This window comes from Synechococcus sp. CS-1328 (genome assembly GCF_025128095.1).
In the GTDB taxonomy this organism is placed as follows: Bacteria; Cyanobacteriota; Cyanobacteriia; order PCC-6307; family Cyanobiaceae; genus CBW1002.
Map to the genome: position 1 here is coordinate 250,857 of NZ_JAHLYT010000071.1, position 14,705 is coordinate 265,561.

The following is a 14,705-nucleotide window of genomic DNA, read 5'->3' on the forward strand; positions in this document are numbered from 1 at the left end:
TCCGGGAAGCCAGAGGGATCAGCCCTCGGGATTCACAAAGGGAAGCAGGGCCACGATGCGGGCACGCTTGACGGCGTTGGTGAGATCGCGCTGCTGCTTGGCAGTGAGGCCCGTCAGACGGCGGGGCAGGATCTTGCCACGCTCAGTGATGAACTTCTTGAGCAGATCGACATCCTTGTAGTCGATCGGGTCACCCGGCTTGATCGGGGAAAGGCGCTTCTTGAAAAAGGAACTGGCCATCGAAAAGAAAGAGAAGACGAGAGAACTGCGGCTGCAACGGCAACCCTGAGCTCCAGCCCGCAGGCAGGAGCGGCATGGCAAATCAGGATGGGGCGGAACCAGGGCGCTGATTCCGCCCGGAGCTCACTTGATTTCCTTGTGGTTGGTGGAGGTGTTGCAGTGGGGGCAGAACTTCTTCAGCTCCAGCCGTTCGGTGGTGTTGCGGCGGTTCTTCTGGGTGGTGTAGCGGGACACACCAGGAGAGCGCTTGGCGGGGTTGGACCGGCATTCGGTGCACTCGAGAGTGATCACGATCCGGACGCCCTTGTTTTTGGCCATAAAGGACGTTGCGCCGCGTGTGCGATGCGAAGTGACAAACGAAGACTTTACCGCGTGATGGTTCCCTACCCCTCCGCTCCCTAGGATCGACGGCCGTTGATGGACTGGGTGGATGCGGGTCTCGCTCCAGTGGTTGAAGGAGCTCGTGACCTGCGAGCCGGACGATCTGCAGCCGCAGATCCTGGCCGAGCGGCTGTCGGTGGCCGGGTTCGAAGTCGAGGAGATTCATGACCTGGCGGCCCAGGCCACTGGGGTGGTGGTGGGGCTCGTGGCCGATCGCCAGCCCCATCCGGATGCCACCAAACTGAGCGTCTGCCAGGTTGATGTCGGCAGCGCTGAACCGCTGCAGATTGTCTGCGGTGCCGCCAATGTCAGAGCCGGAATCCACGTGCCGGTGGCCCTGGTGGGAACCACCCTGCCAGCGGTGGATCTGACGATCAAGCCGGCCGAACTGCGGGGTGTGGCCAGCAGCGGCATGATCTGCTCCCTGCGGGAACTCGGCTTGGCCGACGCCAGCGATGGGATCGCCGTTCTGGATGATCTGCTCACGTCCGTGCCCCTGCCGGGCCAACCGGTGGGGCCCCATCTGGGCCTCGACGATCAGGTGCTGGAGCTGGCGATCACGGCCAACCGGCCGGATGGTCTGTCGATGCAGGGCATTGCCCGTGAGGTGGCGGCTCTGTTAGAGGCCTCCACCAGCCTGCCCCCAGCCGCGCCGGCGATCGAGGCCGCACCGCTTGCGGTGGATTCAGCTTCAACAACGGCGATCGAATCCGGAGGACTGTTCAGCGTCACAGCCCTGAAGGGCGTGCGAGTAGCACCCTCACCGCAGTGGCTGCAGCAGCGTCTGGAGCGCGCCGGCATTCGACCGATCAACACCGTGGTGGATATCACCAATCTGGTGATGCTCGAAACCGGTCAACCCCTGCACGCCTTCGACAGCGAGCGCCTGGCGAACAAGACCGCTGGCCAGGCCGAGCCGGCAGCCCTGGGGTTGCGGCAGGCCCGCAGCGGGGAGTCGTTCACCAGCCTCGATGGCGAGTCGCGGACCCTGGATGAGGAAGCCCTGGTGGTCACCTACGCCGATCAGGCGATTGCCCTGGCCGGCGTGATCGGCGGCCTTGAGGAGGCGGTGCAGAACGACACCACCTCCCTGTGGCTGGAAGCCGCCGTGTTTGCGCCCCAGGCTGTGCGGCGGTCGGCCCGCAGCCAGGGTCTGCGCACCGAGGCCAGCCTGCGCTTTGAGAAGGGTCTGCCACGGGAAGCCACCCTGGCGGCGGCGGATCGGGCCGTGCAGCTGCTGATTGAGCTGGCCGGCGCCGAACTGGAGGGCCGTTGGCTGCATCAGCGGCCCCAGGAGCCGGTTCAGCCCCTGGCGCTGCGCCGCGATGCCCTGCACAACCTGCTCGGGCCGGTGGTGGTGGACGGCGAGGAAGAGGATCTCGAGGAGGGGCGCATCGCGGCCACCCTCACGGCCCTGGGTTGCGTGGTGACGGATACCGACGATGGCTGGAGTGTGGTCGTCCCCCCCTCGCGCCGCATGGACCTGCAACGGGAAGTGGATCTGATCGAGGAGGTGGCCCGCCTGGTGGGCTACGACCAGTTCGCCTGCCATCTGCCCGACCCCCTGCTCCCCGGCGGTCTCGAACCTGCCCAGCTGGCCGAGCGCCGGCTGCGCTGCGCCCTCTGCGCCGCTGGTCTGCAGGAAACCTGCAGCCTCTCGCTGGTGCCCCAGGCTGCCGGGCGACTGCCGCTGGCCAACCCGCTGCTGGCGGATTACGGCCATCTGCGCGACAACCTGCACGAGGAATTGCTCCAGGCTGCCCGCCGCAATCTTCAGGCCTCCCAAAGCGGTTTCTGGGCCTTCGAGATCGGTCAGGTCTTTGATGCCGATGGCGTCGAGCGGCAGCAGCTGGTGGGGGTGCTGGCCGGCGAACGCCGCGCCGAGCGCTGGACCAGCATCGGCAAACCCCAGCCGCCTGGCTACTTCCAAGCCCGGGGCGTGTTGCAGGCGGCGCTGCAGACCCTGAAGCTGCCCGTGGAGGATCGCCCGCTCAGCGATCAACCTCTGCTGCATCCCGGTCGCGCCGCCACGGTGCTGGTCGAGGGCCGCCCGGCCGGCTGGTTCGGCCAGCTGCATCCCGAGCAGGCCGACCAACACGACCTGCCCGAGGCCACCTACCTGTTCACCCTGGCCCTGGAGCCGCTGCTCAGCGCCGCCACCCGCCGCAACCGCTGGCAACCCGCCTTCGCTGCCTTCGCCACTGTGCCGGCCTCCGAGCGGGATCTGGCCCTGGTGGTGCCCCAGGCCACCCGGGCGGCCGACCTGCTCAGCACCATTCGCAAGGCGGGCAAGCCCCTGCTGGAGCAGGCGGAGCTGGTGGATCGCTACGAGGGCACGCAGCTGGGAGACGGCCAGTGCAGCCAGGCCTTCCGGCTGCGCTACCGCGATCCGAAGCGCACCCTCACCGACGATCAGGTGGATGCGGCCCAGGCGAAGATCCGTGCGGCCCTCGAAAAGCAGTTCGGTGCCCAGCTGCGCAGCTGAGCCTGCGTTCACCGCCTGGGCATCGCTGAGCTCATGGGCACCGCTCCAGCACCACCAGGGTCTCGACGTGGCTGGTGTTGGGGAAAAAATCGAGGGGCTGCACGCTCACCAGCCGGAACCTTGCAGCTTCCGGCTCGGCCATAGCCTCAGCATCGGCACTGGCCTCACCTTCGGAATGGGACTCTGCCTCAACCTCGCCGGATGGATCCGGTTGGGGAGCCGGACCGGTGCCGCAGAGCCGACCCAGATCCCGGGCCAGGGTGCCTGGGTCGCAGCTGAGATAGAGCAGCAGCGGTGGCGGTGCGTTCAGGATGGCCTCCAGCACCGGCGGCTCCAGGCCCTTGCGGGGCGGATCGAGCAACAGGGCGTCAGCGCCGGGAAGGGAATGGGTCAGGGCCTCGGCCACATCGGAGTTGTTGAAGCGCGCCAAGGCACTCAGCCCGTTGGATTCAGCGTTGCGGCGGGCCAGTTGCACCGAAGCCAGGTGAGCCTCGATGCCCTCGACCCGATAGCCGGCGGCCGCGATCGGAAGGGTGTAGGTGCCGATGCCGCAGTAGGCGTCGATCACGGAGCGGCTCGTGCCAGCGGCTTTCAGGGCAGCCAGAAGCAGGGGCACGACCCGCTCAGCCTGCACCGTGTTCACTTGAAAGAAGGTGTCGGCGGCAATGCGGTAGCGCAGGCCAGCAAAGCGTTCCTCCAGCCAGTCCCGCCCGCAAAGCGTGCGGGTCTCACTGCCCATCAGCTTGTTGTTGGGCTCCGGCTGGAGATTGAGCGACACCCCCACCACCTCGGGCCAGCGATCCATCCAGCTGCTCGCCAGCGCATCAAGGCCCGGCAGGTTGTCGTTGCTGGCGATCAGGGTGATCAGCACGTCGCCGGTGTGGTGGCCCACCCGCAGAGCCAGATGGCGAAGCCCGCCGCCACTGCGGCCATGGCGATCCACCGGCCAGGCGGCTTCTTCCAGATCCTCCTTCAACGGTTCGATCAGCCGATCCAGTCGGGCATCCAGCACCGGACAGTGGTTCATGTTGACGATCTGATGGGAGCCGCGCCGGTAGAAACCGGCCCGCAGCCGCAGTTCGTCGGTGAGCTCCAACGGAATCACGGCGCGGTTGCGGTAACCGAGCGGTGACTCGGCTGCCAGCAAGGGCAAGGGCGGCATCTCCGTTCCACCGAGGCGCCGCAGTACTTGCCCCACCATCCCCTGCTTCCAGGAGACCTGGGCAGCATCACTGCAATGCTGCAGGCTGCAGCCGCCGCAATTGTCCGAGAGGATGCAGGGGGGCTGACGCCGATCGGGGGACGGGCGTTCGATCCCCTTGAGTTCGGCCACTAGGTGGCGTCGGGCCTGGTGCACCACCCGCACCCGGACAAGCTCGCCGGGCAGAGCGTCGGCCACGAAGACCACCTGATCGCCCACACGGCCCACGCCCTGGCCATCGCGGCCCAGATCGGCAATCTCCACCGAGAGCAGAGACCCCACTGCCACGCGGGCCTCAGTCTGATGGTCCCTGGATTTCGACACGGGCGGGAGGCAGACACTGGCCTTGATCATCGGCCCTTAGCCACGCGGCCTTGGTGAGGGGCGGAACCAAACAGCGCCCCCTCGATCGGGGTGGATGCAAAGGGGCGTAACACGTTCGGCTCAGGAGGCGTTCCAGAGGCGAGATCTCGATAAGGTGGTGCGTGCACGTGGCAGCAGAAATGAGCGTCGTTCGGGATCTGATCCTCCAGGCCGATGATCAGCTTCGTTATCCCACGGGCGGCGAGCTGCGCTCGATGGTGGACTTCCTCACCGGTGGCAGCCAGCGCCTGTCGATCGTGAAGGTGCTCACCGACAACGAGAAAAAGATCATCGATGAGGCAGCCAAGCAGCTGTTCTCCCGCAAGCCCGACTACGTGGCCCCAGGCGGCAACGCCTACGGCCAGAAGCAGCGAGCCCAGTGCCTGAGGGATTACGGCTGGTATCTCAGGCTGGTCACCTATGGCGTTCTGGCCGGCAGCACCGAGCAGATCCAGAAGATCGGTCTGGAGGGCGCCCGCGAGATGTACAACAGCCTTGGGGTTCCCATGCCGGGCATGGTCGAAGCCATGCGCACGCTCCGGGAAGCCGCCCTGTCGCTGTTGAGCACCGAGCAGGCCGCCACCGCCGGTCCCTACTTCGACTTCCTGATCCAGGGCATGCAGACCACCACCTGAACCAGCAGCAGGGCCCAACTCAACTTCTGCACCACCTTGGCCGCGTCCCTTCGGGCGCGGCTTTTTGATGGCTGACCGATCGAGCCCGGTCAGCAGCCGTCACCCTGAGTGCCGGTGCTCGCCACGGCATGACATCCACCCAAGGCCGCTCGAGCGTGGGGGCAGGGCAGCTTCCCAGGATCAGCCCCGCAGAGCTCACCAGGAGGCGATCCACGGGAGAGCAATCCAGTCGTGGTCATCTCGGATGGGTCGCAGCCCAAGTCTGAAAAGTGGACCAGTCTGAGACTACTGCGCTCGTCCTGCTGTCGCTTGTTGTCTGCATGGCGCTGTCGCTTGCGTGCCGCCGACGACACCTGCATGACGCTGGCTCCCGTTGGGCGTGCCAACAATATTTGCTGTGTGATGCAATGCGACGGCCGGCGGATCCGAGCAGTCGCCACGGGCGTGATCCTGCACGTTTGGCAATCCCAGGCCGCGCACCCAGGGCTTGCGGAAATCCTCAGGAGCAGCTCTTTGCAGAGGAACAGCCATTTGCATAGATCCAGGACGAGACACAGCCTCAGACCCATAAGCGGTCTAATTCGAGATAATCAAGATAGTGGTTGGCTTGTTGTTGGCCGGCCTCGCACGGATGTCCGGAATCGCCGGGTCCTGCGCGACTCCTTGTTCCGTCGACCCTGTCCTGAAAAGGGGGGATTCAATCATCAGCCTGCAATCCATCGACTGAGCCAATGCTGTGCCGATGCCGTTCGGCCGAGCGCCAGTCGAGTCGTCCAGATCTGTTCGCCCAGATCTGCTTGCGTACCTGCTTCGTAAGCAGGTACGCAAGCACCCAGAACACTGATGCTGAAAGGGCTCTGGAGTACCCCACCATGGCTTGGACACGCACCCATTCCTCGACTGGACAAAAGGTGATGCTGGGGCCAGGGTCGCTCTGCCCAGAGGATGCCTGCAGGCCTTCCTCCAAGCATCGGCGTCACCAGATCCTGAACTTCAGGCCAGCGGGCCAAGTCAGTTCCGCAGCAACGCTGAGGTTTCGGACAACTCCGCCACAATGTTCCGTGGAGACGGCAGCTGGATTTCACGAATTTTTGCAATGTAGTGATCAAGGCTGGTCGATGATGTCCACAAGAAGAATTGCAAGCGAATCCATTCCTTACGTCTCAGCCAAGCAACTCTTCAGCCAAAAGAGGAAGAATCTCCGTGAACCGTCCAGTCATTGTGAAGTCGTGCTCAACGAGCATCGCTTGATCACGGTCTTACACTGCACTGATGAGACTATAATCGAGTCTTGTAGCGCGGCCAAAAAAAGAAGAGTGAGACTCCTGCATCGCATCAGAGTCCCATCAGTAGTCTTATTCAGCTTCTCGGATGCGATGAGCGAGCAGTGCCTGCGACGCGCTTGATCGAACGCCAGTGAATGGTCGGCGCCAATGGTCGAAGTCGGCTGCAACGATCAGCTTCAACGATCAGCTTCAACGATCAGCGTCAATGGTCGGCGTGAATGGGTCTTGAGACCTGCTGAAGGCACCAGCTCCAGGTGCTGCAGGCCCCGCCCAACCTGTCTCACCCGTCCTGTCTCGCCGATTCGATCCAACCCGACCAATTGAGCAGGAGCTCCGGTAAGGCCAGCTGAACGGCGACGATGAGGTCGGCGAGCAGCCAGCCCAGAGAGTCGGATCGATTGATCACAGCCAGAATTAAGCATCTTGAAAAAGACGCGTTATAAGACTAAGTACGAGACCTGGACGAGACAAGTAAGAGGTGGTGATTGCTGCAGCGGCGACCTCCCATTGGTAGCTGCAACTGATCCATGCGGTTGTTCAAGGCAGGGGATCGCTGCAGTGGATCGGCTGCATGGATCACAACGCCCCGATGGCGCCATCGGGGCTGGAGCGAGGAGTGGCCCCGCATCCAGTGGCATGCCACAACAGAGTGCTCAGCTTGAGCCGCGGTAGAGCTCCTTAAGCAGGTGATAGGCCTCATTGAGGCGTCGCATCGCATCCACGGAGCCGCCTGAATCGGGATGATGGAGCACGGCCATCTCGCGGTAAGACTCCCGGATCTGGCGGAGGCTGAGCTGATGTCCGGGTGCGGTGGGCAACTGCAGCAGCTTGAGGGCGCCATGCAGGGTCATCGTGTGCTCAAGGGTGAGGAATGACGTACCCGGGCGGCGTCTGCGAAACCGATGCACAAACCGTCGGATCAGAGTGGGAAGGCGTAACTCCAGCGTGGCGGCACTGAAGGGGTCTTCCAGCAGCCCCGCCATCACCATGACCCGCTCGAAACTGGCCGGACCCGCCTCCCAGCTGGGGGCAAACCCACGCACCAACGCACTGGCCAGCGACCAGGTGAATGCCCGTCCTTCGCTCTGGTCGGCGTGCGGCCAGATGTCCTGAGCCAGCCAGACCATCGCGGCTTCGAGCACGGCCTCATTGGGATCACTGCCGTAGAGATCACTCCAGTGCTGGGCAGCAGCACGGAGGGCCTGCTGGATCGCGACCGCCGGCACCGTGGGCAGGGATTCGTCCGTCTGGATCGAACCGGGCCTGACCCGCAAACTACGGCGCAGTTGATCGGAGCGGCGCTGAACGAAGCCAGGCAGATCGATGCCGCCAACGCTGCCGCCGACGCTCGAGGCGGAGGCAGCGTCCGGCGTGGCACGAGTCGATGCGGTCGGATCGGCCGTGGTTCGCAGAGCCACCTGCCTGCGGGGCACCAGCACCAGGGAGCCACGTGCATCGAGGGCGGTGCTGAACGCCTCCTCCTCCAGATCCTCGATCTCATCGTTCTGTGGGCCCGAACCCTGAGGCTGTTCCTTGCGCTGGCCAGCCACGACCTTCGGCTCCGCCGCAGGAATCCCATCGTTCGGGACCTGCGCGTCAACGGGGCTGGTCCAAGGCTGCGAACCAGCTGCCGCGTTCGCCAGGGCCTCTGGTGGCACCGCCGCGTCGTCACGACTGGTCTCGGCAATGCTGCTCTCATCAACGTTGTCAGTGGCAAAGCTTTCTGTGACGACTGAGTCGGCCACAGCCCTGACCGCCGCCGCCAGCCGAGCCGACAGGGCTGTGTGCTCCTCCGTGGCTTCCTCAGGAGTGGAGTCGGCCGGAAGGGTCCAACTCCCACCTGAAAGATCCACGGCCTCAAGCGCCCCTTCCGGCAGGTCATCCTCGAAGAGGCCCTGCAGCAGACGCACCAGGATGTCACCACGGCTGCGCAGCCCCCACTCCCCCCGCAGGGTGTCGATCTGCGCGACCAGCTCAACCGGCAGTTCCAGACTGATTCTGCGCCGCTCCCCCTGGGCCGAGTCCACTACTGGTTCCACCGGCGGCGTGCTGAGGTCAGCGGCCCACGAGGCCACGCATGATCTGCTGCTGAGCCTCCACGGCGTCCTGATAGCGCTCAATCAAAGACTGGCTGACCCTGACCGGTGGAAGGACCACGGGGACTGGTGTCGCCGTTGCTGATCGGATGTTGCTGGGGGGGACGACCCTCGCTGCTGCTGGATTCGACTTGGGCTGGATGGTGGCCGCCGCCGCCGATCGCGACGGACTGACGGAATGGTTGATCGGCGGCAGGGGCGGGGCCGGTGGCACCCAGTGGTGAGCTCCTGGGGCTACGACCGGACGGGGCTGTGCCACAACTGGGCGGGGCAGCTGAGGTTGGGCTGGTTGAAGAGTTGGGGCAGGCGTCGCGGCGGCTCCATTGGTTGCCACGGCAGGCGGAACAGCCGGTGGTGGAGCGTTGGGACGGGTGACCGTGGACCGGGCCAGTTCCAGTTGTCGCTCCCGCTCCTGCACAAGGGCCAACTGGGAGCTGGGCACCACGCTGAGCAGATGGCCAGGGGTCGCATCGGCGGGATACACCAGGCTCACCCGCACGGAATTGACCACCCCGGGATGCAGATTCAGGGTGGTGAGCGAGAGGCTCTGACCAGAGCGCAGACCGACATGCATTTCCTGCAGACCATCGGCTGTCGTGACCTGCAATGAGCCGCGGAAGGCGGTGAAGTCTCTACCGCCACTGGGCGACGGGTGGCTCATCACCAGCTCATACGGTCCATTGCCGGTGAGCTGTAGGTCGATATCGAAACGCACGCCATAGGTGCCCACATTGTCGAGGGAGGAATCAATCATCCGGGTCGCCAACGCATTCACCTGCACATCACTGGTGCCGAAGTGATGCCGGAACGTGCTGGTCAGCGGTACGTGCAGAGGTCCCTGGCTGCTGAGGTCGTGGCGAAGGTTGGCCTTGTAGGCATCTCCCAGGGCCACGCCCCCAACGCGGGAGAAAATCTGGCGGTTCTGGATGTCGGCGATGCGATTGAGATACACCCGCCCCGGTGCCAGACGGCCCTGATCCAGCATCGCCAGGATGTCCCGATCACTGTTGGGATCCTTCGCTGCCACCACAGCCACCTGGAAGGGGCCATCGCTATGGCCACGTAGAAGGGCATTGGCAATTCCGAGGGCCGGAAGGGCGGTATTGAACAGCACAACACGGCTGCGAGCCGGGATGGTGATCTCATCGGCGAGATTTCGGTCCAGACGGCCGCGCAACATCTGAACCGCCGTGGCATCGCCAGGACCCGTGTTCCATGGCCTAGGCCCCAGGGGCTTCACCCCCATCAGATTGTTGGCCAGATAAGGCGCTTCGAAACTATTGCGCACGGCACCATTCGCAAAGCGGATGTGGACGGGGCGCACGCCGGGATTGATCAGGATCGCCGCCAGGGTGAGCTGGGCGCGGCGATCCTGCGGAGAGATGTTCTTGCGGTTGGGGGGAAAGTACTTGTGGTGGATGTGCAGGCCGAAGTCGCCGTTGAACGAGAATTCGGAATTGCGCAGGGCCTGGCCGGTCTCAGCGGCGATCGACCTACCGGGGGTGGTGGTGATCAGGATGCCAGGACCCTCGACCTCCTCCGGCTGGTTGGAGTGGAGCACGGGCACATTGTTGAAGGTGCCGTTGAGAGGGCGTGCTCGCTGACCCGCCATCAGCGCCACATAAGCCGAAGCCGCCGGAGCCTGCAGGAGCACCGACGAAGCGAGCAGGACAGCCGAAACGGCGGGCAGGACTGAAACCAGCTGCATAGGACCAGCGGGACTGACCTTTCTCAAGCTGTGTCTTGCGACTGGCAACGGCACATGATCAGGGATTTTCTTTGCGGTTGGGATCGAGGCTTCCGGCTTGGCCCAGAATGGGGCCACTGTGCCTGAGGGAAGCCAAGGTGAACGGCAGGGTCCGGCGCAGCATCGCAACCATCGCTGGGGGACAGGGAGGTGGTGGGCAGGTCTCGGAGGCGTTAAGCCGCAGGCTAGAACCAAACAGATCCACAGAATTTTCTCATGTTTCCGCCCTTCCCCTGCTGCGCCTCTGAGGAGGACAGCCGCACCAGCCGGCGGCGGTACCAGGAACGCAAGCTGCGCATGCTGTCCTTCTGGCGCGATGGAATCGAACGTCAGCTGGCGGCCCTCACGGCGGCGATCAACACCCTGGAAGCGCAGATGCGCCGAGACCAGCCCCTTGATCCTCAGGATTGAGCCCCAGTTGCCCCCAATGGCAGCGCAACTGATCCAGCGCCCCGAGAAACCAGCGGCGGGCTGTCATCGGACTCACCTGCAGCTGCCGCGCGACGCGGCGATAGCTCCAGCCTCCGAGCACGATCTGACGCACCAGGGTGGCCAGGGCCGGGTCGAGGTTGGCCAGCAGTCGCTCCACTGACGTCGGGCTGCTGACGTCGAAGGCCGTCAGGGCAGGAGCACTGCCTGAGACTGTTTCCCAGCTGGCATCAGGCATGGCAGTGGGTTCGCTCCCGGCCAGACCCTCCAGCGAAGCGGCACGCTTGAGTTGCTCCGCCTGGCGCAGCACATGCCACTGCTCAGGGCTGAGGCCCAGAGCCCGGCGCAGCTCCTCAGAGCCCGGTGTGCGCCCCTGCTGGCTTTCGATCTCGCGTCCAAGCACCCGCAGCCGGTCGAGCATCTCCACCTGGCGACGGGGAAGCCGTACGCATCCGACGGAATCGCGCAGGTAGTGGAGGATGGCGCCCCGCACATGGGGCCGGGCAAAGGCCTCAAAAGGCACAGCACGGTCCTGGTTGTAGAGCTCAGCGGCGCGCAGCAGCCCCAGCATCCCGACCTGCAGGAGGTCGTCCAGGGGCTCGCGGCAGCAGCGGGAATAATGCAGGGCCAGGGGCCGCACAATCTGGCGGTACTGGAGCACGCGTGCATTCCGGCGCTGCTCAGCGGTGGATGGAGCGGCGGCAGGTGCTTGCAGACAACGGCGAGACATCGAATCGGAGGCGAACGGCCATTGGAGAGCACCGTTGGGGGTCTCCTCGGTTCACTCAGCCGCAGCCGGGCGTCGCCCTCAACCGCGATTCCACGGAATCAACCGGTTGAAGGGGCAAGATTCCGTGAAACCACGCCCATCGGGCTATCGATCCAGCCGCGAGCTCCGGCGATGACAGCCGGAAGTGGCCGTTCTGGAGAGGCTGGTCGGGAATGTCAGGTCGGCAGTGGTCAGCCTGCAGTGATCAGTCCGCAGTGATCAGCCTGGAGTGGTGAGTCCCTGGATCTGGGGCTCAAGCAGCAGCTCGGGCGATGCCGCCACCTCTTTCAGCAATCGCCAGGGGCCCTCTGTCTCGATCCAGTCCAGGCGGGAGGATGGACCACAGAGCAGGCAGCCGGCGAAACCGAGGGCATTGACGCTGAAACCGGCCGCATGCTCCCGCACCCGCCGCACGGTCAGGAACCAGTCGTCATCGAAGAGCAGGTTGTAGGGGTGACGCGGCTGACGATCGGGTTCCGGGCTGCCCAAGCCGAGGGCCCGGCAGTGGTCCAGGTAGAGGCTGGGCAGGTCGGAGCAGCCGAGTGGATCGTGGCGGCGGCTGAGCCTGTAGGCCCAGGGCCAGGCAGGGGCCAGGCCCTCGAGCTGGCTGCGCAGCCTCGGAGCCAACGGGCAGCTCGGTTCGCCGGAGTGGCGCGGCAACAGCTGCAGGTGCCGGTGCGGCTGGCTGGCCCCGGCTTCGGCGCAGCTGTTGAAGAACCAGAGCCCGCCGGTGTCGCCGGCCACGTGGGCCACGCTGGCCCAGTCGCTCTGCTGCAGCCAGCCGGCCTGAGGTTGCCACTGGCTGGTGATCAGCAGCAGATGGCCCCGCTGCACGGGGAATTTGTTGAGCAGCACCACATGGCTCTCGCCCAGCAGCTCCACCTGCAACAACGGTTCCCAGGGCAGGAATGGGTTCGGCTTGGGCCCGCCCGCCCGCAGATGCTTGGGGGTGCTGGAAAGCAATCGACGCAACACGAAGGGGGCGCTGCTCGGATGGGGCACCCGCTCCGTACGCAGTGGCACCAGGGCACCGGAGGCCACGGCCCGCTCAGAGACGGCCAGGGCCCGACGCCAGAGCCGAGCGGCGCGCTGCCCGGGACGGGTGCCCCGCATCAGGGAGTTACCCGGCACCGGCCTTGAGGCGGGCCAGGGAGGCACCCTGGTAGTAGCGGCCGAGGATCTGGTTGTACCGCAGACCCTGCTCGGCCAGATCCTGGGCACCGTGCTGGCTCATGCTGGCGCCGAGATGGCCGTGGGCCTCAGAACTGATCTGCTGCGTGGAGGCATAGAGGCTTTCGACGATCCCGCCCTGGTAGCTGAGGATCAGGCCGGTGGTGGAAGAGGCAGCCTGCCGGGTCCGTTCGCTGACGCTGGCCAGGCCGCGGTAAGCCTGCCAGCGGGTGGTATTGCCCAGGTGCCAATGGCGGCTGGCCGGCCGGGCCATGTGGGCCAGGGCATAGGAACGGGCCGCCACGGCCTGGGCCCGCAGGGCCTCCATGTTCCAGCTGCTGGGCATTTCCGCCCCCACCACCGAGGCCACGTAGTCCTCAAGCGAGAGATGGTTGATCAGCTCCACGCCGCCGCCATTCAGCAGAAGCCGCAAGCGGCCTGCGTAGGCCTGGCCATCGACCAGCAGCGCTCCGGAGTTTGACTGCAGCCAGGCTTCCGCCAGGCCGGAGGGCAGAGCCCCCACGGCCACGGCCTCGCCAGGGGAACCCTGCTGCAGGAGGCGGCCGTCGCGGCTGAGCAATTGCCAGGGGCCGCTGGCCCCCAGTCGGGGCTGGCCGGAGGCCCCCAGTAAGGCCACGCGGATCTCCAGGGCCACCGGTGAACCGGCCCCAGGCTCCACCAGATCGAGGCGCTGGGACGCCGCACTGGCGGCCCGCTCCGCCTGGAGCCCGCGCAGCTGGTCCTGGGTCGGCGCCATCCGCTCCTCACCGCCAGCTGCGGTGCCGGCCGCGCTGCGGGAGGCCGTCGTTGTGGTGGGGCTGGCCACCAGGGCTGCAAGCAGGCGATCGTCGTCGGCAGCGCCGCCGCGGCTACTGGCCATCAGGCCCTGGGCCGCAAAGCCGACAGCGAGAGCTGCCGCCGCCAGGGGGCCGGTCAGCAGCAGACGGCGACTGAACGGAGGCAGCCAGGGCAGGTTCAGGCGGTGGCCCAGAGTGCTGCCCAGCTCTCGGCACCGCTGCCATCGGGTTCTGCGTGCAAGCTGCCGTTCCACAACAGATGGCCCGTACCGGTCAAGCGGATCATGCCTGAAGATGACGCCTCACAGAGCATGCCGCCTGGCCGGCTGGAACACTGCCAGCCCACCACCGGCCGGTTGAGGCGCTCGATCCAGTAGGGGGCCACCAGGGCATGGGCGGATCCGGTGACCGGGTCCTCATCGATGCCGAGCCCCGGGGCGAAGAAGCGCAGGCGGTAGTCAGCAGGGCGGCCACCGACCAGCTCGCGAGAAAAGCCGCCAGCGCCCTCCGCGTGGCTGGTCTGGGCGCACTCCTGCATCAGCACCAGCCCTGCCCGCACCTCCCCCTGCAGCTCCGACGCCAGACCATCCAGCTGCCCCAGCTGGGCCGCCGGCGGCAGCAGCGCGACGGAGTATCCCAGCGCGGAATGCCAGTACTGCTCCACGCCTGAGCCGAGTCGCCGATCCAGCAGCGCCGCCAGCGGATCCGGCAGCTCTGCCGGCTGCAGCGGGGCACTCGGGAGCTCGATCCGTCCACGGCCCGGATCGTCTTCCGCCAGTTGCACGACCAGGGGACCACTGCGGCTGAGCAGGGCAGTGGACGCACCGGGTGCCAAAAGACCCCAGGCCCCCAGCGCCAGCAGCGCAGCCAGGGTGGCGTGGCCGCAGAGCGGCACCTCACAGCTCGGGGTGAACCAGCGCAGGGCCCAGCCGCCGCCGGGCGCTGGCAGCAGAAAGGCCGTTTCCGACTGGCGCAGGCTGGTGGCCACCCCCTGCAGCCAGGCGTCGCTGGCGGGCCGCTCCAGCCGCACCACGGCGGCACCATTGCCGGCCAGGGGCCGTTCGGCGAAGGCCTCGATCAGCAGGGCTGGGAGCATCACGCAGGCG

The 14,705-nt window shown here is 66.0% G+C and carries 11 protein-coding genes; 2 read left to right on the forward strand and 9 right to left on the reverse strand.

Going from position 1 to position 14,705, the window contains the following annotated elements:
* Positions 1 to 18: 18 nt before the first annotated feature.
* Together rpsR and rpmG are read right to left on the reverse strand one after the other, a co-directional pair.
* Entirely contained in the window at positions 19 to 240 is a 222-nt protein-coding gene (rpsR, locus tag KQ310_RS14505) for a 30S ribosomal protein S18 (RefSeq protein ID WP_010308434.1), read from the reverse strand.
* A gap of 123 nt (positions 241 to 363) precedes the next feature.
* On the reverse strand, positions 364 to 558 hold the full coding sequence (gene rpmG, locus KQ310_RS14510; RefSeq protein ID WP_259722429.1) for a 50S ribosomal protein L33: 195 nt from the start codon (positions 556 to 558) through the stop codon (positions 364 to 366).
* A 112-nt stretch (positions 559 to 670) separates the two neighbouring features.
* On the opposite strand from rpmG, the gene pheT reads away from it, so the two are divergent.
* Positions 671 to 3,106, forward strand: coding sequence for a phenylalanine--tRNA ligase subunit beta (gene pheT / locus KQ310_RS14515; RefSeq protein WP_259722430.1), 2,436 nt, complete (start codon positions 671 to 673; stop codon positions 3,104 to 3,106).
* Between the two features lie 31 nt (positions 3,107 to 3,137).
* Here pheT and rlmD read toward each other — a convergent pair whose 3' ends face one another.
* A complete protein-coding gene (rlmD, locus tag KQ310_RS14520) occupies positions 3,138 to 4,595 on the reverse strand; it encodes a 23S rRNA (uracil(1939)-C(5))-methyltransferase RlmD (protein WP_259722431.1) in 1,458 nt (485 codons plus the stop codon).
* A 215-nt stretch (positions 4,596 to 4,810) separates the two neighbouring features.
* Between rlmD and KQ310_RS14525 the strand changes: the two genes are divergently transcribed.
* Positions 4,811 to 5,305, forward strand: a complete 495-nt coding sequence (locus KQ310_RS14525) for an allophycocyanin subunit alpha-B (RefSeq protein ID WP_259722432.1) — start codon at positions 4,811 to 4,813, stop codon at positions 5,303 to 5,305.
* Positions 5,306 to 7,244: 1,939 nt separating this feature from the next.
* Here the strand turns inward: KQ310_RS14525 and KQ310_RS14530 are convergent.
* The 6 genes from KQ310_RS14530 to KQ310_RS14560 all read right to left on the reverse strand — a co-directional run bounded on the left by KQ310_RS14530 (position 7,245) and on the right by KQ310_RS14560 (position 14,695).
* Entirely contained in the window at positions 7,245 to 8,666 is a 1,422-nt protein-coding gene (locus KQ310_RS14530; RefSeq protein WP_259722433.1) for a J domain-containing protein, read from the reverse strand.
* Complete coding sequence (locus tag KQ310_RS14535; protein ID WP_311134753.1) at positions 8,647 to 10,395, reverse strand: DUF3370 family protein; 1,749 nt, start codon at positions 10,393 to 10,395, stop codon at positions 8,647 to 8,649. The genes KQ310_RS14530 and KQ310_RS14535 overlap by 20 nt, the downstream gene beginning before the upstream one ends.
* Before the next feature lie 394 nt (positions 10,396 to 10,789).
* A complete protein-coding gene (locus KQ310_RS14545) occupies positions 10,790 to 11,593 on the reverse strand; it encodes a sigma-70 family RNA polymerase sigma factor (RefSeq protein WP_259722435.1) in 804 nt (267 codons plus the stop codon).
* Between the two features lie 258 nt (positions 11,594 to 11,851).
* Positions 11,852 to 12,763, reverse strand: coding sequence for an ATP adenylyltransferase (locus KQ310_RS14550; RefSeq protein ID WP_311134754.1), 912 nt, complete (start codon positions 12,761 to 12,763; stop codon positions 11,852 to 11,854).
* Complete coding sequence (locus KQ310_RS14555) at positions 12,753 to 13,682, reverse strand: SpoIID/LytB domain-containing protein (protein WP_259722436.1); 930 nt, start codon at positions 13,680 to 13,682, stop codon at positions 12,753 to 12,755. The genes KQ310_RS14550 and KQ310_RS14555 overlap by 11 nt, the downstream gene beginning before the upstream one ends.
* 95 nt (positions 13,683 to 13,777) lie before the next feature.
* Positions 13,778 to 14,695, reverse strand: coding sequence for a PhzF family phenazine biosynthesis protein (locus tag KQ310_RS14560; RefSeq protein WP_259722437.1), 918 nt, complete (start codon positions 14,693 to 14,695; stop codon positions 13,778 to 13,780).
* Positions 14,696 to 14,705: the final 10 nt, after the last annotated feature.

Excerpts from the sequence above, each read along its gene's own strand:
- KQ310_RS14535 (WP_311134753.1), bottom strand. The coding sequence starts at position 10,395 with ATGCAGCTGGTTTCAGTCCTGCCCGCCGTTTCGGCTGTCCTGCTCGCT.
- rpmG (WP_259722429.1), bottom strand. The coding sequence starts at position 558 with ATGGCCAAAAACAAGGGCGTCCGGATCGTGATCACTCTCGAGTGCACC.
- KQ310_RS14545 (WP_259722435.1), bottom strand. The coding sequence starts at position 11,593 with ATGTCTCGCCGTTGTCTGCAAGCACCTGCCGCCGCTCCATCCACCGCT.
- KQ310_RS14560 (WP_259722437.1), bottom strand. The coding sequence starts at position 14,695 with ATGCTCCCAGCCCTGCTGATCGAGGCCTTCGCCGAACGGCCCCTGGCC.
- KQ310_RS14555 (WP_259722436.1), bottom strand. The coding sequence starts at position 13,682 with ATGGCCAGTAGCCGCGGCGGCGCTGCCGACGACGATCGCCTGCTTGCA.
- rpsR (WP_010308434.1), bottom strand. The coding sequence starts at position 240 with ATGGCCAGTTCCTTTTTCAAGAAGCGCCTTTCCCCGATCAAGCCGGGT.
- KQ310_RS14525 (WP_259722432.1), top strand. The coding sequence starts at position 4,811 with ATGAGCGTCGTTCGGGATCTGATCCTCCAGGCCGATGATCAGCTTCGT.
- pheT (WP_259722430.1), top strand. The coding sequence starts at position 671 with ATGCGGGTCTCGCTCCAGTGGTTGAAGGAGCTCGTGACCTGCGAGCCG.